At 42.2% G+C, this 20,508-nt stretch carries 23 protein-coding genes and 1 pseudogene; 8 read left to right on the top strand and 16 right to left on the bottom strand.

Going from position 1 to position 20,508, the window contains the following annotated elements; genetic code table 11:
- On the bottom strand, nucleotides 1–455 hold a 455-nt coding region (locus F3741_08530; protein MZG30836.1), incomplete at its 3' end, for a lipoyl synthase.
- A gap of 137 nt (nucleotides 456–592) precedes the next feature.
- Here F3741_08530 and F3741_08535 point away from each other — a divergent pair.
- The 3 genes and pseudogenes from F3741_08535 (at nucleotide 593) to F3741_08545 (ending at nucleotide 2,916) form a co-directional block, all read left to right on the top strand.
- Nucleotides 593–1,888 (top strand): YjgP/YjgQ family permease, encoded by a 1,296-nt coding sequence (locus tag F3741_08535; protein ID MZG30837.1) that lies wholly within the window; start codon nucleotides 593–595, stop codon nucleotides 1,886–1,888.
- A 28-nt stretch (nucleotides 1,889–1,916) separates the two neighbouring features.
- Nucleotides 1,917–2,362, top strand: a pseudogene (locus tag F3741_08540) (CBS domain-containing protein).
- Between the two features lie 212 nt (nucleotides 2,363–2,574).
- Entirely contained in the window at nucleotides 2,575–2,916 is a 342-nt protein-coding gene (locus F3741_08545; GenBank protein ID MZG30838.1) for a hypothetical protein, read from the top strand.
- Here the strand turns inward: F3741_08545 and F3741_08550 are convergent, their stop codons facing one another.
- The 8 genes from F3741_08550 to F3741_08585 form a co-directional block, all read right to left on the bottom strand.
- Nucleotides 2,917–4,560: a CTP synthase gene (locus F3741_08550; protein MZG30839.1), complete on the bottom strand. Its 1,644-nt coding sequence runs from the start codon at nucleotides 4,558–4,560 to the stop codon at nucleotides 2,917–2,919. It lies immediately after the preceding gene.
- A gap of 24 nt (nucleotides 4,561–4,584) precedes the next feature.
- Complete coding sequence (gene kdsB, locus F3741_08555) at nucleotides 4,585–5,361, bottom strand: 3-deoxy-manno-octulosonate cytidylyltransferase (GenBank protein MZG30840.1); 777 nt, start codon at nucleotides 5,359–5,361, stop codon at nucleotides 4,585–4,587.
- A 246-nt stretch (nucleotides 5,362–5,607) separates the two neighbouring features.
- A complete protein-coding gene (locus F3741_08560; protein ID MZG30841.1) occupies nucleotides 5,608–6,606 on the bottom strand; it encodes a tetratricopeptide repeat protein in 999 nt (332 codons plus the stop codon).
- Nucleotides 6,607–6,747: 141 nt separating this feature from the next.
- Complete coding sequence (locus F3741_08565) at nucleotides 6,748–7,893, bottom strand: cysteine desulfurase (protein ID MZG30842.1); 1,146 nt, start codon at nucleotides 7,891–7,893, stop codon at nucleotides 6,748–6,750.
- An 82-nt stretch (nucleotides 7,894–7,975) separates the two neighbouring features.
- Nucleotides 7,976–8,701, bottom strand: a complete 726-nt coding sequence (cysE, locus tag F3741_08570; protein ID MZG30843.1) for a serine O-acetyltransferase — start codon at nucleotides 8,699–8,701, stop codon at nucleotides 7,976–7,978.
- Nucleotides 8,702–9,069: 368 nt separating this feature from the next.
- A complete protein-coding gene (locus tag F3741_08575; GenBank protein MZG30844.1) occupies nucleotides 9,070–9,855 on the bottom strand; it encodes a segregation and condensation protein A in 786 nt (261 codons plus the stop codon).
- Between the two features lie 77 nt (nucleotides 9,856–9,932).
- Entirely contained in the window at nucleotides 9,933–10,667 is a 735-nt protein-coding gene (locus F3741_08580; protein ID MZG30845.1) for a 16S rRNA (uracil(1498)-N(3))-methyltransferase, read from the bottom strand.
- On the bottom strand, nucleotides 10,664–11,386 hold the full coding sequence (locus tag F3741_08585; GenBank protein MZG30846.1) for an HAD family hydrolase: 723 nt from the start codon (nucleotides 11,384–11,386) through the stop codon (nucleotides 10,664–10,666). Before F3741_08585 ends, F3741_08580 begins: the two co-directional genes overlap by 4 nt.
- Before the next feature lie 219 nt (nucleotides 11,387–11,605).
- Between F3741_08585 and F3741_08590 the strand changes: the two genes are divergently transcribed.
- Both F3741_08590 and F3741_08595 read left to right on the top strand, forming a co-directional pair.
- The gene (locus F3741_08590) at nucleotides 11,606–12,145 is read left to right on the top strand and encodes a DUF2284 domain-containing protein (GenBank protein ID MZG30847.1); all 540 of its coding nucleotides are present in this window, start codon (nucleotides 11,606–11,608) and stop codon (nucleotides 12,143–12,145) included.
- 179 nt (nucleotides 12,146–12,324) lie between these two features.
- The gene (locus tag F3741_08595; protein MZG30848.1) at nucleotides 12,325–12,570 is read left to right on the top strand and encodes a CBS domain-containing protein; all 246 of its coding nucleotides are present in this window, start codon (nucleotides 12,325–12,327) and stop codon (nucleotides 12,568–12,570) included.
- 7 nt (nucleotides 12,571–12,577) lie between these two features.
- Here the strand turns inward: F3741_08595 and serB are convergent, their stop codons facing one another.
- The 4 genes from serB to F3741_08615 all read right to left on the bottom strand — a co-directional run bounded on the left by serB (nucleotide 12,578) and on the right by F3741_08615 (nucleotide 15,925).
- Nucleotides 12,578–13,813, bottom strand: a complete 1,236-nt coding sequence (serB, locus tag F3741_08600) for a phosphoserine phosphatase SerB (GenBank protein MZG30849.1) — start codon at nucleotides 13,811–13,813, stop codon at nucleotides 12,578–12,580.
- Nucleotides 13,814–13,816: 3 nt separating this feature from the next.
- Complete coding sequence (locus F3741_08605) at nucleotides 13,817–14,272, bottom strand: hypothetical protein (GenBank protein MZG30850.1); 456 nt, start codon at nucleotides 14,270–14,272, stop codon at nucleotides 13,817–13,819.
- Nucleotides 14,273–14,334: 62 nt separating this feature from the next.
- The gene (locus F3741_08610; GenBank protein ID MZG30851.1) at nucleotides 14,335–15,591 is read right to left on the bottom strand and encodes a replication-associated recombination protein A; all 1,257 of its coding nucleotides are present in this window, start codon (nucleotides 15,589–15,591) and stop codon (nucleotides 14,335–14,337) included.
- A 118-nt stretch (nucleotides 15,592–15,709) separates the two neighbouring features.
- Entirely contained in the window at nucleotides 15,710–15,925 is a 216-nt protein-coding gene (locus tag F3741_08615; protein ID MZG30852.1) for a hypothetical protein, read from the bottom strand.
- Nucleotides 15,926–16,100: 175 nt separating this feature from the next.
- On the opposite strand from F3741_08615, the gene F3741_08620 reads away from it, so the two are divergent.
- Entirely contained in the window at nucleotides 16,101–16,493 is a 393-nt protein-coding gene (locus tag F3741_08620; GenBank protein ID MZG30853.1) for a hypothetical protein, read from the top strand.
- A gap of 36 nt (nucleotides 16,494–16,529) precedes the next feature.
- The gene (locus F3741_08625; protein ID MZG30854.1) at nucleotides 16,530–16,901 is read left to right on the top strand and encodes a hypothetical protein; all 372 of its coding nucleotides are present in this window, start codon (nucleotides 16,530–16,532) and stop codon (nucleotides 16,899–16,901) included.
- A gap of 71 nt (nucleotides 16,902–16,972) precedes the next feature.
- Here the strand turns inward: F3741_08625 and F3741_08630 are convergent, their stop codons facing one another.
- Together F3741_08630 and F3741_08635 are read right to left on the bottom strand one after the other, a co-directional pair.
- Nucleotides 16,973–17,275, bottom strand: a complete 303-nt coding sequence (locus tag F3741_08630) for a hypothetical protein (GenBank protein MZG30855.1) — start codon at nucleotides 17,273–17,275, stop codon at nucleotides 16,973–16,975.
- Nucleotides 17,275–18,273 (bottom strand): alpha/beta fold hydrolase, encoded by a 999-nt coding sequence (locus tag F3741_08635; protein MZG30856.1) that lies wholly within the window; start codon nucleotides 18,271–18,273, stop codon nucleotides 17,275–17,277. The genes F3741_08630 and F3741_08635 overlap by 1 nt, the downstream gene beginning before the upstream one ends.
- A 203-nt stretch (nucleotides 18,274–18,476) precedes the next feature.
- Here F3741_08635 and F3741_08640 point away from each other — a divergent pair, with 203 nt between their 5' ends.
- Entirely contained in the window at nucleotides 18,477–19,847 is a 1,371-nt protein-coding gene (locus F3741_08640; protein ID MZG30857.1) for a tetratricopeptide repeat protein, read from the top strand.
- Nucleotides 19,848–19,867: 20 nt separating this feature from the next.
- Here F3741_08640 and F3741_08645 read toward each other — a convergent pair whose 3' ends face one another.
- Entirely contained in the window at nucleotides 19,868–20,503 is a 636-nt protein-coding gene (locus F3741_08645) for an SPOR domain-containing protein (protein MZG30858.1), read from the bottom strand.
- Nucleotides 20,504–20,508 lie beyond the last annotated feature (5 nt).

Genomic DNA, 20,508 nt, shown 5'->3' on the forward strand with positions numbered 1-20,508 from the left:
TTCGTTTTTCCCTGAAAGTCAGGAATCAATGTTTCAATCTTAACGCCTGGGCACTGGTTTCGAATTGCCTTGATGGTTTGAACCCACTGACCTGCCCCGCCATCTGGCAGGTCATCGCGATCCACAGAAGTTATAACCGCAAATTTTAAACCCAGCTTTGAAAGAGACAGGGCTACCTTGTCAGGCTCATCTGGGTCAGGAATACTCAAGGAACCTGTAGGCACATCGCAAAACCGACAAGCCCTGCTGCAACTGTCTCCCAGGATCATAAAGGTCAAAGTGCCGGCATCCCAACAGGTGCCAATATTTGGACAGGATGCAGACTCGCAAACCGTATTCAATCCACTTTTTTTTAATAGTGATTTTAATTGAAAAAATCTTGAGGTTCCGGGAAGTCTGGTTTTTAACCAGTGAGGTAATCTTTTATGCTTATATTTTTTAACTGAAATACTCATTAAATTTAAAAAGGATGGAATATAAACCCGATGCCATGATGTAGTATAATGTGACGAATTATAAAAAGAAACCTTTCGTTTCTTTAATCAATAATTCCAGCCTGTTTGCAGACCATTATATTGATACACCCCGTTAAATGATATTTAAAACCATTGACAAATACATTCTCAAAGAGCTGTTAAAGATCTTCTTGATCAGCATTTTTGCCATGACAATGGTCCTCTATCTGGACAAATTCCTGTTTCTTGCTGAAATGATCGTCAACCGTGGGGTTTCTTTTCTGGAAATGATAATGATGATGGTCTATATCTCCCCGGCTTTTTTTGCCATCACCATTCCCATGGCAGTTCTTATGGCTTCTGTTGTGACTTTCAACCAGTTTTCAGCTAATAACGAATGGGTTGCCATGAAGTCGTGCAACTGGAGTTTTTTGGAACTCATGAAGCCTGTTCTACTATTTTCATTAATTGCATATTTATTTGCCAATATCATTATGTTCCTGGCACTTCCATGGGGCAACCACTCTTATAAAGTTCTGGTGTATGACATCATAAAGAACCGTGCCAACATTGATATTCAGCCTAATGTCTTCAACCGGGATTTCAAAAACCTGATTCTATTGGTAAAAGAACACCATCAAAACTCTTTGTTAAAAGGAGTTTTTATAGCCGACACGACCAATCCGAAAAATCCACAAATAATCACGTCTGAGCAGGGAGTGATCTTTCCAAACCCGAAAACCCTCAAAATTCAACTTAAGCTGGATAATGGAACCATTCATGAGTTGAGTAATGAAAGAGGAGATTATCAGACTTTAAATTTTGATCGTTATGACATCAACCTGAGTCTCCCAGACACGGAAAGGCTGGAAGAAGAGGCCCTTGTCGGGAACAAAGAAATGTCGTTTGCAAAAATCAAAGAAAAAATCAAGGATATGAAGGCAAAAGGGCTTCCCACCCATGGCCCTGAAGTCGAGTTGAGTAAAAAGTTTTCCATACCTTTTACCTGCCTTCTATTTGCATTTCTTGGTGCACCACTCGGCATAAAATCAAGCCGGTCTGGAAAGTCTGGTAGCTTTGGAATTACCGTTGCCGTTATCATGATTTATTATATTGGCCTGATTATGACCCAGAACCTGGGAAGAATCGGTAAAATTCATGCATACACTTCGGTGTGGATACCCAATATTATTCTTATTATTGTGGTTGTATATGTGGTCTACAAAATGCAAAAAGAATTGCCTTTCAAATTCGTAGATCGATTCTTAGACTTCATCATAACAGTCATGCAATTCTTCAGTAACATGTTTAGAAGAAAGAACCAAAGACCAAGCCAAAAAGTTAAAAGTGAAAAACAACCTGAAACACAACGCCCTACTTTAGAGGGAATAGATCAGCTGAGGAAAGTATCTAATCTAAACAAGCAGGACTGATAAACAGTTCAAAGAAACGGAGAAAAGAATGAAAACGGCAAGCGACATCATGACTCGGGATGTGGTCACAGTAAAAAAAGATCAACTCATAAGTGATCTTTCGAAACTATTTCTTGAAAACCATTTTAACGGGGTCCCAGTTCTTGATGAAGGTGGAAAGGTTGTCGGTGTTGTCACTCAGGGCGACTTGATTGAGCAGAACAAGAAACTCCACATTCCTACAGTAATCGCCCTGTTCGATGCTGTCCTGTTTCTGGAAAGCGAGAAGAAGTTTGAAGATGATGTAAAAAACTGACTGGATCAAAAATTGAAGATATTTACCATAAAAACCCTGTCACCGTTTCTCCCGATACAGAACTCAGCGAAATCACTACTATGATGGCCGAAAAAGATATACACACCCTCCCTGTTCTGAATGGCGACAAACTAGTCGGAATAATCGGAAAACGTGATATCATTCGAGCCATGGCTTAACCCTCCCTATCTCCCCAAATCAGCAAATACCCATAAAGCCCTAACCCTCTTATTTATTTGAAGACTGATAAGTCCCTAACCTGAAGTCTTTACCATTTCACAATTTATGGTTGATTATTTATAAAGAGAGAAATACAAGATAAAACTAATATATACTTATAGGGATAAAATGACGGGCTTTGTTTATTTTAGTCAAACTGACTTGATATAAGATGCATTTTTCTCAAAATATGCCCTCAAGAATCTATAAAAAACCCGGGCTTACACTTTCACATGGTTCAGATGCTGCTTCGCCACAACAGGTCAAAGAACTGCAAAGGGATCTCAGGCAACTGGGCTATCTTTTCCGCGGAATCAAATGTATCGTCGGGTCATTTATTTCAGGCGGAACACCCATCAGCCACACAGGTTACTGGGAAGATAAAGAGGTGGGTAAAATAATAGCAGAAAAACTAGCCATCGACTGGCTGAGGGTGAATAAGCGGGATAGCAAAGAAAAGACTAATGCGCGAATAAGAAACTACAAGGAACGCTACGAAATGCCAAAAACTTGATTAAGGTTTTTTACCATTACCGTTGCGATGCTCCAGTGACGAAGAGATAAAGTCACGGAACAAGGGATGCGGGCTCATGGGGGATGATTTGAATTCCGGATGAAACTGACCGGCCAGAAACCACGGGTGGTCTTTTAATTCGATGATCTCAACAAGGTTCCCATTGGGAGATAATCCGCTAAAAACCAGGCCCGCTTCTTCCATTTCGATGCGATACATATTGTTAAACTCATAACGATGTCTGTGTCGCTCTTCGATTTCTCTTTTGCCATAAGCTTTAAATGCGTTCGAATTTTTTCTTAACTGGCAGGGGTATTCCCCTAGCCGCATGGTACCTCCCTTATCTCCCTGCGAGTCCTGATCGGGAAGCAGATCTATAACCAGATAAGGAGAAGTTGTGGAGAATTCCGCACTATTGGCATTTTTTAGATTGGCAACATGTCGCGCAAATTCAATCGCGGCACAATGCATACCGAGACAAATCCCGAAATAAGGGATCTTGTTTTCACGAGAATATTGAACCGCTTTTATTTTCCCTTCAATGCCTCTGTCCCCAAAACCCCCTGGCACGAGAATTCCATCACAGGCCTTCAGTAAATCCTGGCCTCCTTCTTTTTCAAGATCCTCCGCATCCACCCAGTCAAAAATAACGCGTGAATTATTCCCAATTCCACCATGTATCAAAGCCTCGGTAAGGCTTTTATAAGATTCTTTCAGATCCACATATTTCCCGACAATACCAATCCTGACCTCGCTTTCCGGTTTTTTTAAGGTATGATTGATCTTTTCCCATCGTTCGAGATCCGGTTTTTTCTCCTTCATCCCCAGTTTATCCAGAATGATTTCACACAACCCCTCTTTCTCCAAACTAAGAGGAACTTCATAGATAGAAGCAACATCCATAGCAGTTATTACAGAGCTTGGTTCGACACTACAAAACAAAGCTATTTTTTCTTTGATACCTTTAGAGAGTTTCTTCTCCGTTCGACATAATAGAACGTCCGGTTGAATACCAATTTCCCTCAATTTCTGAACACTGTGCTGTGTGGGTTTTGTTTTAAGTTCGTCAGAGGTTTTAATATAGGGAACCAGAGTCAGGTGGACATAAAGCACGTCTTTAGGCTTAACATCGAACCGGAACTGGCGAATGGCCTCCATAAATGGCAAACTTTCAATATCACCGACCGTACCCCCTATTTCACAAATAACCACATCCACATTACTGGTGCTACCAACAGAACGGATATGGTTTTTGATCTCATCAGTAATATGTGGAATTACCTGTACGGTTGCCCCTAGATATTCTCCCTTACGTTCTTTTTGGATCACATTATTGTAAATACGTCCTGCGGTGATATTGTTTGCCCGGCGCATTTTTGCATGAGTGAACCGCTCATAATGACCAAGGTCCAAGTCAGTTTCCGCACCATCATCTGTCACATAGACTTCACCATGCTGGAATGGGTTCATAGTACCCGGGTCCACATTGATATATGGATCCAGTTTAAGAATGGTTATTTTAAGCCCCGTGCATTCCAGCAAACTGCCTATTGAAGAAGCGGCAATTCCTTTTCCTAAAGATGATAGAACCCCACCTGTTACGAAAATATATTTCACTTTCTTTCCATTAGTCCGTTTTTTCACTTAACATCCTCAATAATTTCAGGTTCAGGGTAAAACCGACTGTTCAGCCAGGCGCTCTTCTATAAGAGCTAAGTCTGATTCACTATCTACACCGATCGAATCCAAATCTGTTTCAACAACTTTTATACCATGTCCGTTTTCAAGTATTCTTAGCTGTTCCAGTTTTTCAATTTTCTCAAGATTAGACTCAGGCAAGCTGCTAAATTCCATCAAAAATGATTTTTTGTATGCATAAAGTCCAATATGCTTATACCAAAAAGGCTTCAAGTGATCGACTGAAGAATTTATACCATTATTATCCCTGTCCCACGGAATAGGAGCTTTAGAAAAGTATAGCGCCTGGTCAAATTTATCCACAACAACTTTAGTTATATTACGATCCAACAGTTCTTTGTGTGATTTTATCGGGATTCTTAAAGTAACCGTCGATTGAGAAATCCCTTCCAACAGAGGTTTTACGATGAGGTCAATATTTGAAGGGGGTATCAGAGGCTCATCTCCCTGCACATTCACAACGACCTCACAGTTTATATCCCGGATCACCTCAGCAATACGGTCGGTTCCCGACTCATGGTCTGATGAAGTCATAACCGCTTTTCCACCAAACCCATTTACTGTATCCAGAATACGCGAGTCATCTGTTGCAACGATCAATTCAGACACACATTTTGTTTTACTTGCCTGTTCATATACCCATTGAATCATTGGTTTGCCTTGAATCAAGGCAAGAGGTTTGCCTGGGAAACGGGAAGAAGACCAGCGTGCGGGTATAACAGCTATAACTTTCGTGTCAGCCATCATAAACCAACCTTCCCCATACTCACTACCTGAAAATTAAAGTCAAACAAATCGGAATTCCTGTCTTCCAGGGAAGCAAAAAACATAATTTGAATTTAAAAGGACTTCTAAAAGAAGAAACGGGAACTCAAATGACCGGTAGGCTAATGGAACAGCTAATAATGGCCTGCATTAGCCTCCAAAATGGAGAATAACCTAAAACTAAATGGTCTTCAACCGATAAAAGACAAATCGATAGAATAAGGCTCGTTACTGAATCTGATTCAGTTGGGCAAGAATTTTACCACGTACTTCTGAGGGAGGATTCTTCTTTAAAGCACCTTCAAGGATTTCAACCGCACGGCTGGTTTCCCCTTTTTTGGAATAGGTCAGCCCTAACATATAGCGTGAGTCATGCACCTTATTGCCCCGGGGATATTTGTTTAATACTGTCTCAAACTGGAGGACAGCGTCATCATACATCTCCAAAGCGACATAATTGGTACCAATCCAAAATGCGATATTATCTTTTAATTTATTTGGGGGATTACTGAGCGCTAAATTCTGAAACAGCAAAATAGACTCGTCATAATTCTTGCTTCTGTATGCATTCAGGGCTTTATCATACTCAGGAGGAGTCTTAACCACTGCTCTTCGCATACGCCTTTTGGTTGCCGGAGCAGCCCGTGATTTCTGCATTTTAATTCTAGCGATCTCTTCATTTAGGCGGGACACCTGTGCCTTCAGGTCCTCTACCTCCGGCTCCAGAAAGTCAGAAGAGTCTGTTACAGAAGAAACACTTCCTTCAAGCCTCTCACTCGCAGCAGTGATCTTCGGCTCCAAGGTGCTCAATATTTCTTCAAGTTCGCGAACCTTACTGATCAAAGCCTCCTGCTGGCTTTGCAGACTTTCCACATCACCTTTTAATTCATTTTTATCCGTGCGCTGATCAACACTGGCAAAACCATCGGGGTCGTCTTCCATGAACCCGTCATCACTCGCGTCTAAATCGGAAAATTCGCTGTCTTCAGCAAAGAAATCATCCTCACCTGAATCCACTCGCCTGTCCCGTCTATCTCGTCTTTCATCACCAAAATCCATTTCATCATCTTCAGCTTCAAAAGGAAAATCTTCTTCAAAAGCCAAATCATCTTCATCTTCACCAGCCCATGGAAGATAACTGCAACCGGAAAAAGCTAAAGAAAATATAAGCACCGCTAAAAGAAGAAGGCGCGAAAATATGTTGGTGGAAGGCATGTTTGACTCCATCAAGTTACCAAAAGGAATACTACTCCTTAATAATCAATGAATTATATGAGGTTGTCTATATAATGTCAACCTCATTATAAATGGATTTTTCAGCTAAATATATGTAAATTCCCCCAAATTTGGAAAGGTGAATTTCGTTTTTCAGGCACGGGTTCCCGACCTGTTGAGAGACACTGTTTGACTCACGATCTCGGCAGCCCTTTCAATTTCTTCCCTGGTATTACTCCAGCCTAAACTAAAACGGATTGAAGAGTTGATTTTATCTGCCGGTATGCCCATTGCTGTTAAAACAGGAGAAGGCAGTCCAGACCCCGAACTACATGCCGATCCTGTCGAAACAGCCACTCCGGCCATATCCAGACCAATGAGCAAAGTATCTCCTTCAACCCCATCAAAACCGAGGTTCAAAGTATTTGGCAGCCTGTTTTCAACATCACCAAAAACTTCGACTCCTGAAATCCGTTCAGTCACCAAATTGAGGAAGTGATCACGCAGGGAGGATAATTGTGTGGATTTCTGCAAATTCGAAAGTGCCAGTTCACATGCTTTGCCAAAACCAACTATACCAGCTACATTTTCTGTCCCCCCCCTTCTTTTCTTTTCCTGCCCCCCTCCACAAACAGGTGAAAACAAATCAGCAGTCCCTTTCCTTAGATAAAGAGCCCCAACCCCCTTTGGGCCATTCAACTTATGCGCGGAAATGGATAACATATCGATGGGCATATCTTTAACGCTAAAAGGTATCTTGCCAACACTTTGCACAGCATCCGTATGAAAGAGAACCCCTTTATTCTGCACCACATCACCCGCTTTCACAATATCCTGCATCACACCAGTCTCACTGTTGGCATGCTGCAGAGACACAAGAAGGGTCGACTCCCTTATACTGTCTGCTAATGGTTCGACCCGCCCCAGCCTGTCTACCGACAACCGGCCCACATCAAACCCCAGTTTTTCAAGTTGCAGGCAGGGGTTCAAAATGGAAGGGTGCTCAACCTGACTTGTAACAATATGACCGACAACTTTTCCAGTGCTCAGGGCCACACCCAAAAGGGCAAAGTTATTTGCCTCGGTTCCCCCACTGGTAAAAATAATTTCTGAGGGTGAAGCTCCAATGAGAGCGGCTACCTGCTCACGGGCTTCGTCTACCATAACCCGGGCCGACCTGCCTATAGAATGCACGCTCGAAGGGTTTCCTATCTGGCTCCGCATTACCGATGCAACGAGTTCCAGAACTTCAGGAGCCATCGGGGTTGTGGCGTTATGATCAAGATAAATTTTACTCAAACTAAACCTGTAAAAAAATAGAAGTCAGATTAAAAAGAAAGAAAAGATGTAACCTTTTAGCAAGATTGTAGCCATTGCCCCCCTATTGCTCAGGGTTAACGTTGGCCTCCTTTGATAGTGGAAGGGTCTCCGACTTGATAGACGCGGGATCTACTCCATTCTGTTTCAGGGTTTCCTTTAATTGACGAATTTCTTTTTCCATTTGCGGCAATCTGTCTAACATGCACTCTATAGCCCGGGCAACAGGATCCGGGAAAGACTCCAGTCCCTCATTATCTTCAACATCAGAAGAAACACCGGAAAAAACCACTCTACCCGGAACGCCGATTACAGTGGAGTATTCTGGCACATCCTGAAGAACCACCGATCCAGAACCAATTTTCGTGTTACGACCAACGTGTATAGGGCCTAAAACTTGTGCACCGGCGCCAATCACTACATTATCAGATATAGTCGGGTGACGTTTTGCCTTTTTAGTCGCGAGTCCTCCCAATGTGACACCATGATAGATAAATACATTGTTCCCCACCTCGGAAGTTTCACCGATCACCACTCCCATACCATGGTCAATAAAAAACCTATGACCAATTTTTGCTGCCGGGTGTATTTCTATACCAGTTATCCACCTGGAAAACTGAGATAAAGCCCTGGCCAGGAAATTGAAACCCAAATTCCATAACCAATGCGCTAAACGGTAGCTGATCAACGCATGAACACCGGGATACAATAACAGCACCTCGAGAAAATTCCTTGCAGCAGGATCTTTTTCGATAGCAACACTTACATCTTCTTTGATTTGACGAAGCATAGTATTTGGTATGGGATGTAAACTATTGTTTATAGATTTATTATATCTCACACGGGACCAGACGGAAAGCCCCCATTCCAAATAGTTTCATAAAAAGGAGCCAATAAAGAATATCGTACTTATTCCCTTATCAACGAGTCCACTTACAACGCGGCCAGAGAATTCATTGAGGTCAGGGAACTGGATGTTTTGAGAGTGGTCGGCAGATCGACTCCCATAAAAATATTCGAACTATTAGGAAAACAAGGCGAAACCGATGAGTCGGTCAAAAAGGTAATGCCATTTTATTTCGAGGGATTAAAAAACTATAAGCAGCGGGAATGGGAAAAAGCAAAAAAAGAATTTGAAAAGGCATTAAAAATATGGCCTTAAGATGGCCCTTCAGAGTCGAGGGTACGGTGGTACTCCTCCAAAATGGCATCCTGAGTTTCCTCATCTGCGGACTTATAGATTCGGATTGTTTCAAAGTGGCGTGTTTGCTGAACGCGCAATAGTTTAAGACGCATTAACTCCAAAATAGCAAGAAAAGTGACGATAACCTCCTGTCTGGTATTTAACACCGTAAACAGGGATTCAAACGTAACACTTTCAGAAGCGTTAAGAATTTCCATAATATGCTGAATCTGTCCCGTAACAGACATTTCTGTAATTTCAATTTCATAGTCTTTTTCAAAGGACTTTGTATCCAGAATTTTCTGGTAGGCTTTCAACAAATCAAATACCGACGCATCAACAAGTTCCCGTTCTTCAGAACTATCATCAATTTCGATCTGTCCACCACGGGCAAAAACCTGTTGCCGATCATGTTCCTTCATCCTTAACTCGAAGGCCGCGTCCCGATAGCGCTGGTATTCTTTCAGTCTGCGCATTAATTCCGCACGCGGGTCCTCTCCACTGCCCTCATCGAATTCCCCATCAACTTCTGGAGCCGGCAACAAAGTTTTTGATTTGATACGCGCCAGCTCTGCCGCCATCACCAGGTATTCACCGACCACTTCAAGGTTCAACTCCTGCATCAGCGCAAGGTAGTCCATGTACTGCCGTGTGATTTGAGCAATAGGAATATCGTAGATATCCATTTTTTGCTCTTTGATTAAATGGAGCAATAGATCCAAAGGGCCTTCAAAAATGTCAAGCTTGCACTGATAAGCCATGGTCAACTCATTAATTCAAGGTTTCTACTTATAAACTAAGGTTAATAATAGCAAGTTTTATTGCCAAGCTTAACTTTTTATATATCACCCCAAAGTGATTGCAAAAGTGCCAACGCCACCACAGGGGCCGTTTCAGCTTTAAGAATACGGGGTCCCAGCCCTATGGTATGAAAACCGAAATCATGGACCTTCTTGATCTCATTAGAGCTGAATCCACCCTCGGGACCAATCAAAACACCTACTGAATGCGGTGCTTTGACCAGGTTTAAATTTTTCAGGGAATAGTTTTCCTCCATTTCCCAAAAAACCAGGTTAAGGTCTCGATCATGGTTATTTTTGCAAAACGTTTCCAAAGTACCTACTTCTTCTGCCACGAAAGGTATTTCAGTACGCCCGCATTGCTTGGCACTTTCCAGGGCAATTTTCTTCCAACGCTCGGTTTTATTCCCAGCCTGATGCATTTTTACCACGCATCGATCTGTGGTCAAAGGAGTAACACTATAAACACCCAGCTCCACTGATTTTCTTAAGGCCGAATCAAACTTGTTCCCCCTGGTCAATGCGAGGCCCAAATGTACCTTTAAAGGAGACTCTACTTCGAATTTTTCTGACCCAACAACCTCTCCATGTATTATTTTTGCTTTGACCTCTATCAAACGAACCGTGAGTAATTTGTCCGAGCCGCTGATCACCTTGATAGAAGCTCCAGGCTTTAACCTTAAAACAGTCCTGATATGCGAAACATCCGAGCCGGTAAGCGTCACTTTGTCACTGACAATTTGTTCTTCAGGTACAAAAAATTTGTGGCTCATGCCTCCACCCAATGAATCCTTAACAAGTCTTCCAGGGACACAATTTCATAATCGGGGATGATATCTGATTTTTCTTTTTTACGGTTGATCCATGCGGTTTTCATACCCACCCCGCGCGCTCCCAATATATCCATTGAAAGACTGTCTCCCACAAACAAAATTTCCGAGGGTTCTAATTTAAACTGGCTGATCGCAAGTTGAAAAATGGATGGATGAGGTTTGCGATAAGGAACACCTGAGGAATAAATAGTGAAATCAAAATATTTCTTCAAGCCAGTAGCTTCCAGCTCTTCTTCCTTCATAAAAACCGGGTTAGTGGTGTTGGAAATAATTCCCATTTTAATTCCCCACTGACTCAATTGATTGAGAACTGTGTTGACCTCGGGGAAAACCACTCGCTCTCTATAAACCTCTTTATAATAAACCTGCAAGAGTTCTGGAATTGTAACCTTTCCCTGCCATTGAATTTTGAAATAGAAAAGTAGATACTGCAAAACCTCTTCATAGCGAGCTTCTCGATGAGTTTTACGGGATTGTTCTATCATCGGTCGAAAAAGTTCCCGGGATTTTGCCAGACAAGTTTCAAAATCCGGCAGTTCAATTTGTTTATCCCTCAGGAAGGTAAATACTTTCTCCAAAGGAGGACTGTCACCCTCTTCTCCCAAATCGACCAAAGTATGCGCCCAGTCAAAACCAATTGCTTTAAAAGGAAACCCCATCTTCTCACCCGTTGTTGCTGTATTGCATCCCGTAAAATATGAGAGCCCATTGACAACCCATTAGAAACGATAAAACCTTAACTATCAATGATTAAAATGATATATTTTAAATTTTCGGATCTGTGGAAACCTTCTTTGGAAACTCAAGAAAGTATGTTCTTGACCCTAAGCCTCATCCACTAAATAATATCAGAGCATCAATCACCATCGGGAAATACCATGACTTCAGAAAACATAAAATCCCTGCCTCAAAATATTCGCTCGAATCAAGAGCTTATTCAGGAAGCAATAGGCTTGGGTTGCACCAAAGCAAAGGTGATTTTAACAAAGACCATATCCATGGCTCATTGGATGAAGTTACAGTGCCAATATGGCTGTTCCCATTACGGTTCGCTTTTAACCTGCCCTCCCTTTGCACCCGATACAGAAGAAATGTCGGAAGTCCTTTCAGATTACGAAAAAGCCCTGCTGATAAACGCAAGTCCGGAAACAAACGTAAGAGAAATTGTGGTCCAGTTGGAAAGTCTTTTAAAAGAGAAAGGTTTCAGCAAGGCATTTGCATTATCTGCTACTCCCTGTGACTTGTGCGACCCCTGCACCATTTCAACTTGTTGTCAATATCCTGAAAAAGCCCGGCCAACCCTTCAAGCCTGCGGAATTGATGTTAATGAAACCGTCCACAATAACGGCTGGGGTGATCTTGGTAAACAGACCCCCTGTACCCCAACCCATGCTATTGGTCTGGTGCTTATAGATTAAAAACCATATTTAAAAAGCATCACTTCTCAAACTTAATTGCCCGTGGGTTATCGCTACGCAATCTTTGGAACAGGAAGGCAGGGCCTATATGCCGCTTATGACCTGACCCCGTTTGGATCAGCCAAGGAAGTGAAATTGGTTTCTCATTAATAAAGGGATACCAGGTTTATGTAAGCATTTTGGTTAAGAAGGATCTCTTACATAAATTGGTCTGTGAAGGCCTAAATCAAAAAACTCCAGTTTCCAAAATTATGGAGGAATCAATCTTAGCCGTAGATATATACTTAACAATCTCTGATGCCGGGTCACTGATGCAAAAATACAATATCAACCATCTGGCTGTCACAAAAGATGATGAGATAGCAGGAATTGTATCAATTAGAGACCTTGCTTATAAATCTAAAGAACCCGCTCAAACCTATTAAACCTCTATCATTTTTCTGAAGGCCAGGACTGCTCGCCTCCAGACAGATCATCTAACTCCTGAAGTTCTTTTCCGTTAATCCCTAAAAAATAAAGAATTAATCTTAAGTCAGACTGGTTGATGCTTGCATTTGCCTGGCGTTGCACGATAGGTTTGGCGTTAAAGGCAATCCCCAATCCTGCCTTTGCCAGCATCTTAATATCGTTAGCCCCATCACCAACTGCCACTACCTGACGCAGGGAGAATCCTTCCTTTTCGGCTAGAGCAATCAATGTTTTTTCTTTGGCTTCCGCATCAATAATCTGCCCTTCCAGCTCACCAGAAACTTTACCATTTTCTATTCTCAACTGATTTGCAACACCATAGTCCAAACCATAATTTTCGCGAATCTTATCTATAAAGAACTGAAAACCACCGCTGACCAGAGCAATTTTATATCCAAGGTGTTTCAAAATATAAACCAGAGACTCTGCCCCCGGTGTAAGAGGTAATAAGCTGGAGAGTTGATACAGTTTTTCTACAGATAGTCCTTTTAACAATTTAACTCTTTTACGTAATGCTGATTCAAAGTCGATTTGACCATTCATAGCCTGATGTGTAATCCCGGCCATCTCCTCTCCCACCCCGGCCAACTTTCCCAGTTCATCAATAACTTCACACTGCAAGAAAGTCATATCAGCATCGAGCACAATCAACCTTTTATTACGTCTGAAATAAGTCTCTTCCTGAACAGCAATATCGACCCGATAATTTTCTTTAAACTTCACCAAGGCATCCAGGACATCTTCTGATGAGTGGACCTCGCGGGTTCCGATAATAAACTCCAGTGCATGCACATCCCCTGAGCCCAATTGCTCAATACGCAGGATATTTATATCAAGCTCAGCGAAAATTCTCGTGATTTCCAAAAATCCCGTGGATGGCATGGAATCACAGAGCAAGGTCACAACTGAACGATGGATATAAGGGGCCTCTGGCCTTATCGCTGTTTCCCAGGGATACAGAGTGGCTTTGAAATTCATTTTTTCAGCATAACCGGATAGTGCGTCTCGAAGGGGTTGAATCTTGGCTTCATCGCACCCGTCAAGCAAAATGGATAGATTGAGTAAACCGTTAAAAACAAATTGCTTGATATCGACTACATTGCAATGGGACTGAACTATGAATGCTAAAGTTTCAGCCAGAATCCCAGGGCGGTCTTGTGCTGATATATGAATATGCAGTTGGTTGGAAGTAGAAGACATGACTCAGATCTGCGGCTTGTAACGCCACCCTTCCTTTTTTTTACATGTCCAACCTTCATTTAACTGAAAGGTAGCCAAATTAACCAGTGTTTCAGAGTTGAATAAATATAGAATGCCTTCACCCTTTATTGGGTTTCCCTTCAGGTGCAAACGTTTAAGTTTACCGAGATATTTGGCATTGGCTAGGAACTTCAAGCCTTCATCGCTTACATTATTCTGGTTGAGGTTTAAATACTGGATATTTTCTAAAAATTCGCATTCGGTCAATAACTGAACTCCCTGATCTCCCAGGTTATTATCATCTAAATCCAGCCAACTGATTTCCCTCATTCTAGGTGACTGCCACAGTAAACGAGATTCTTCGACGCTTAGTCCTTTTCCACTCAACATAAGCTGGTTACCTCGCAACCGGCCTTCAAAAATCTGTTCAACATTATCAAATCTAGTATTCATGTTCATTCGTTTTCCTCAAATTAAAACCATGGTTGTGTTCTATACCACGAAGGGCACAACCTACCAATTCATTTTTTTTCAGGTATATATTTACGATCTTTTAAAGATTTTGGTAGATACTCCTGCTCAACCGTCGAGCCAGGAAAGTCATGCGGGTACTTATAGTCCACACCAAATCCATACTTTGATTTAGCATCTTTATAATGCGTGTCTTTCAAATGATCCGGGACAGGATAGGAATGCCCCTTATTCTGGATATCGTCCAAAGCCTTATCTATAGCGACAATCGCAGAATTATCCTTCGGAGCCTGTGCCACATAGATCACTGCCTGAGCAAGAGGTATGCGTGCTTCTGGAAATCCCAGCTTTTCCACAGAATTCGCCACAGCCTGCGCCAATATGAATGCTTGAGGGTCAGCGTTTCCCACATCTTCAGCCGCAGTGACCAACAACCTGCGAACAATAAAACGAGGGTCTTCACCCCCATCAATCAGTTTTGCCAGCCAGTAAATTGCCGCATCTGCATCTGAGCCACGTAAACTTTTCTGGAACGCTGAGGCATGATCGTAATGTTCAGTGCCTTTTTTATCAAAAAGTGTAGATGCTTTTTGAACAACCCCCTCTACTATCTTTAGATCAACCTGTTTCAAGTTCTTCCGAACACCTATCTCATTTGCTGCTTCCAAAACATTTAGTGCACGGCGAGCATCTCCATTTGCATGACTGACAATCATTTCTATTGCTTCTTGAGAAATTTCAATATCTGCCTCTCCCAAACCCTTTTCAGTATCATTCAAAGCTCTGTCTAGGATTTCATGAATTTGTTCCCGCCCCAAAAAGTCGAGCCGAAAAATCTGGCAACGCGATCTAAGTGAAGGTATTACCTCAAATGAAGGGTTCTCGGTTGTACTGCCGATCAAACGAACTGTTCCATCTTCAATATGAGGAAGTACGGCATCCTGCTGGGCTTTATTAAACCGGTGAATTTCATCAATGAAGATTATTGTTCCCTGTTGATGGGTCTTCCAAAGCTGGCGGGCACATTCAATGACCTTTCTGATATCAGCGACACCGGCATTCACCGCACTGATCTCATGAAACTCGCTTTCAGTCAGTCGTGCCGCAATCCGTGCGAGGGTTGTTTTACCTGTTCCAGGTGGGCCCCATAATATGAAAGATAGTTTCGAACCAGATTCCACCAATTCTCTTAAAGGCAATCCTTCTCCGATAAGATGCTTCTGCCCCGCAAACCCTTCCCAGTTGTCAGGGCGCAAGCGATCCGCAAGAGGTGCGGTTGGTTTTTCATAATCAGGAAATAGTTCCATAACTAACTTTCTACTATCATCAAAAACCTCTGCCGTTCAGAGAGCGAACTCCCAACCTTAAAGGGATGTGGCTAACAGCCCAGGTGAGAATAAAAATCAACCCATAACAAACTGGAACCTATGGCCCGCCAATGGATTTCAACAGGAGCTTTTCATTTAAATGCACATAAAGCGGACGAGCCCCTAACATAACCATCAACCCAATATAACTCAACACTAAAATCATAAACAACAAACCGCCCGTACTTGAAGAGATTTCTGAAATATTTTCATGAACAAATTTGGGATAGAATGTTCCCCCCAAGAAAAATTCTGACTCTCTATTTATATCCACTTAGTAGGCGGGAGAAATAACCATCAAATTCACTGTTCATGGAACAAAACCGCCTAAGTGGCTAAAAAATAAACTCTAAATTAGATCGTTAAATTGTTGACTATAGCAGTAATAAATGATTAAAATTTTTGTGGTTTTATTTTAATTTTTTGGCTACATGAGGTCATTTTTGTTTATGAAGTTTAAAATTGTGTTTTTTGTTTCATTTTTATTACTTTTTGTTTATTCCACTAGTCTTGCAGTCACGAATGAAGTAGATAGAAATCGAAACGAACGAGAGCGAAAGCGAGACCTAAGACCTCGACTGGAACACAATGATGCTACTAGTTATAGGGAAAAAATGCGCAAGGAACGAGAGCGGAAGCGAGAACGAGCACCTAGATTGGAACAGCAAGACGATACCGCTGTGGCAGCAGAAACAAGTGAGGCGGTTGATGAGCTAACGGCTGAGGGGAGTGCAGTTGAGGTTAAGGAAGTCACTGGAATAGAACTCTCCGCTGAGGGGAGTGCAGTTGAGGTTAAGGAAGTCACTGGAATAGAACTATCCGCTGAGGGAAGCGGAACATGATAGTAATTAATAAAATTTAAGATTGGAGAGTTTATTATGAGAATAATAACTGGAACCATATTAATGGTATCGCTGATGATGCCTGCCGCCGTAATTGCCGAAGTAACACACAAGGTGTCAGGGAACGTAACAATAACAAAATACAAAGAAGGTGACCAATTTGAAATATGGTATATTGTCAGAGATAGTGACAATACGCCCCATAAGCTTTACGTAAAGCCACTTGGGATACAGGACAACGGAACGTACCCCTTCGAAATACAGTGCGATCCCGATATTGTTCAAATTATTTATAAAAACTATCATTCCTGTGAGAATGAAGTCGAACCAGCGGCTGAACTTCATTTAATTGTTAACGGTAGCCAATCCAATAAGCAGGGTCTCATCCAAGTGGTGTCTTTTGAATAAGTGAGAGCGATATAAATTTATGTGGATAAGTTTTTGCTTGCAAAGGCTGTATTTACTGGGACTCTAGGACTTTATAAGACGGGTTGATAAGGGGATGTGGCGGAGAGAGAAACAATCAGACTGGAAAACATAACCATCGCAAATAAAGTGATGAATACCAGGTTGACCAGTTGTACTATCAACTCATCTCCCAACCTGGAAGGGAAGCCGTCCAGATACCTGATTACCCGGTGGAAAAACCAGTAATCGCCCATTACAAACAACACTCCCAGAGTTGAAATTGAAAGTGGACGCACAATTTTCTTTGCGCCAAATCCTTTGAAAGCATTGGCAAGGGCCTTTAACCGGTATTTCAAAAGAATGCTGCTCTGCATTATGGGTTGCCTCCTGTTTCATGCAACTCCCTCACCCATTCCTGCACGGCATAGTCCATCCAGCGTCGGTCTCCATACAGCGTATTGCGTCTTGAAATATAGCCCATATGACCCCCATTTTTCGGCTTGTATAACATCACCTTTTCACTCTTCTCTAACAGATCAAATAAATATCCGGGAACAAAAGGGTCATCCTCAGCTGTCAAGATGGCAGTTGGCGTTTGTATATCTTTTAAATAATGTTTGGAGCTGGACCGTTCATAATAATCATCGACATCTTTAAATCCACCAGCAGGAGCTGTATAGCTGACATCAAAATCCCAAATTGTCTTCAAGTTTTTGAGCGGACTCATTGCGGACGGAAATTTCTCTACCAAGGCCAAAGCTTGGTTCCTGATCAATCTCATATAATATTGGTTAAAAAGTTTACAACTCCATTTTCTCGATATAATGTCACTGGCAACCCTTAAATCGACAGGTGGATTAACCGCCAGAGCGCCTATAATGTTTTTGGGAATTTTTCGCCCCTCTCCCAGATATTTTAAAAGCACGTTGCCACTCAAAGAAAATCCGACTGGTATCAGAGGCTTATTACTATTTGCCTGAACTGCAAATTCAATCATTTTACCCAGGTCACCACTGGATCCACCATTCCACAACCTTGGACTCAATCCCATACCCGGACCACAACCCAAATGATTTATCAGGAAAACTCCATAACCCCGCATCCAAAGTTTAGTGGAAATACGTTTGATATAACCCGATTCAGAGCAGCCACCCATACCATGTGCCAACAATACTACAGGCAGATTTTTATCTTTAGCTTCAATTTCGTATAAAACAGCCCTGCCCGGCCCATCAAAGCTCAACTCATGCCTTTTTCTGGAAGGAACGGGCAATTTTTGATTTCGAAGTTGAGAACCAACAATGGTTTGAGCTATACCTCCCGGTATCCCCCAGTGTGCTTCGAATGATTCCATGAAATGTCTGTTTTTCAAACTGGCTCCTTTTACGGTCAAGGTCAGACACACTATAAGTAAGTGGAATTTTTAGCCTCTCACGAGTATCTTACAATTGTTTGATTTTGAGAACACCGATTCAAAAGAAACCGGAAGTTGACACTCTATACAAGTATTGTTAAATTAAAAAATTCATCTTTTAAGAATATTTTACCAAAGTGATAACTTTTAAATTCCATAAAATTTTCAGTTCGATATTTATATTTTTGCACCTGCTTTTTCCCCTGCAGGCTTCTGCCGCCCCGAACAAAGAAGCAAAATCCCATTATCAAAAAGCACTGAAATTGAGCCAGAAAAAAGTATGGGATCAAGCTGTAGAAGAATTCAAAGCAGCCGCCAAACTGGCTCCCGAGGACAGCCTGATTCAAGCGAATCTTGGCGTTGCCTACAGTCAAACAGGGTCTTACAAGGAAGCACTGCTCTCATTCGAAAAAGCATTAAGGCTTGGTTATGACTCTCCAGGACTGCGTTACAACAGAGGCGTTTCCTTTGCCCGGGTTCACTTGATTGATGAAGCCGTACAGGAGCTGGAAAAGGCCCTGAGCATGGATCACCGAATGGTAAAAGCCGAGTATGATCTGGGAGTTTTGTATAGTCTGCAGGGTAAAAGAGAGAAAGCAATTGAAAAGGTCGAGGTTTTGTTCAAGAGGAACAATAAACTCGCAAAAAAACTATTCGACCAGATTGAATCTGCTTATACCGTAGTCACTGTTGATAATGGAGGCACCTTAAAAGGTCGTGTCACACTCTCCGGCCAGGTTCCCAGAGTCCGTTCTTTTCACCTGATCCACGCTCCAAATATAGAATACTGTTCAAGGATATCGGATGGGAGGGGGCACCGTCTGCTGTTCGACTTCACGGTTTCTAAAAACCGGGGACTGAAAGACACCATCATTCATCTTGCGAACGTTGAAAAAGGCAAACCCTTTTCACCCAAGATGCAAACCTTTCACATCAACCGTTGCCGCGCCAACGAGTATGTGATTGGCGCAAAAAATGGTGAGAATATCATGGTGGAAAACACAGACCCAATCCAACACGAAATCGCAACCTATGAAGTTCGAAACATATATTCGGACCAAACCAGCAACCGACCCGTACCCCCAAAATCAAGCCAGGTCCGGAGCATTTTTGCCCGCAAAGATGCGGAAAATTATATTATTAAATGTAACCTCCACCCTTTCCTGCAAACTCACGCATATTTGGTGCAAAACCCCTACTACGCTGTATCCGACTCAGAGGGAAACTTCAGTATCGACAATATTCCACCTGGAACCTATGAAGTGGTTGCCTGGCACCCCTATATTGAAAAACAAATAGGGACTGTTACTATCCCAGAAAAAGGAGAAGCGATTATAAATTTCGAATTCAAAGGGGAAGACGAAAAACGGAAACTGTACCACGATGACATCAAAGGTTACCGGTTCAACACCTGGTATGACAGTAAAGAAAAGTTTTATGGTGGTGAGAGAATCGATGATCCGGTAGAAGAATTACAGGCCTACTGCGACAAAGACCACCTTTGCGGTAATTATAAAGCCAGGGAAAATTGATCTCTCTATCGACGATCCAACTAGTCAGTATTTCGCACAACGACATTTAACTTATACTTGCTTTTGGCAAGGTTGGCAGCTGCCTGTGCTTTATATTCATCCACATACCGCCCCAAAAAAACACGGTGCCAGGTTCCACCCTGGTCGGCAAGTTCTGTCTGCGTTAAAAATGCATCAAACCCACTCTTCTGCAAACGACTTCTCAGAGACTCAGCACGTGCCTTGTCTCGAAACGAACTCACTTGAACCACAAAATCACCCTGCTCTGTAATTTCAGAAGCTTTGCTTACAGAGTTGGATTCTTTTCTTTTTTCAGGTTTTGTAGCCGGCTTAAGTTTCGCTTCTTTGTTAACAGGATGGGTTGCCACTTTAGCTTTTGCCTTAGCCGGTGCTTTTTTCCCGGGTGAAAGCGATGTTTGCGTTAACCTGCCGTTAAGATCGACATATTGCGTCATCGTGGAATCATTCAAGGTCTCAAAGAAAGTATAAACCGGTTTTTTGGGTGGCGGTTCTTTCAATTTTTTGCGGATGGATTCAGGTTTTACGGCTCTTACCTTTTTAGGAGAGTCACTCTCCTGAAACTTATTAACGATGCCGGAAAAATGCAACCCCGCAAGGGTACCCGCCACAAAAACTATAACAAGGACAAATTTCATCAAAT

The organism is Nitrospinota bacterium (genome assembly GCA_009873635.1).
Lineage (GTDB): Bacteria > Nitrospinota > Nitrospinia > Nitrospinales > VA-1 > LS-NOB.